At 37.8% G+C, this 555-nt stretch carries 1 pseudogene; it reads left to right on the top strand.

The features are described 5' to 3' along the window. Nucleotides 1-359: 359 nt before the first annotated feature. A pseudogene (locus RH85_RS22795) lies at nt 360-488 on the top strand (transposase family protein); the annotation flags it as partial. Nucleotides 489-555 lie beyond the last annotated feature (67 nt).

The raw sequence follows: 555 nt of genomic DNA, 5'->3' as shown, positions 1-555 counted from the left end.
ACTGCTTCGGCTACACCCACTTTCTCGGCTAGCTTCAGAGTTTCAGCTTTAAATTCAGGCGTGTGTTTGATTCTGTTTTTTTGATTTGTCATGTTTCACCTCGTTAGTGATTTTACTCACTTAACTCAGTGTCCAAAACCACTGGTGCGGATCACTCTGTAATTGGCGTCATTGCTAATCAAAAGATCCGTCTATGACCGATATGATTAGTGTCATATATCATATTAATTTATTTGCCAAATGATCATCTAACTCATTAACATGCAGGGTAAGATAGAGAACATACCTTAATCAACATTATATCGATTTGACGAACACATTTTGCTGTGGCTATATACTCCCTTTTTAGGAAGAGCACCATGCAGATTGACCACTTCAAAGAACATTTTCAAATGATTATCGACCAACGGCAAAGAGCAAAAGTCACATATTGTCTGTTTGACGTCCTTTGGAACACACTATGCTCGGTGATTGCAGGTGCGAAAGGATAGTTTGATATTCTGAATACATTCTCGGTCATCATGATTGGTTTAAGCGTAATAAGTTGCTTTATAA

The organism is Vibrio ichthyoenteri ATCC 700023 (assembly GCF_000222605.1).
Lineage (GTDB): Bacteria > Pseudomonadota > Gammaproteobacteria > Enterobacterales > Vibrionaceae > Vibrio > Vibrio ichthyoenteri.
Note: the sequence above shows the minus strand (reverse complement) of the source record. Positions and strands in the feature narration are given on the sequence as shown.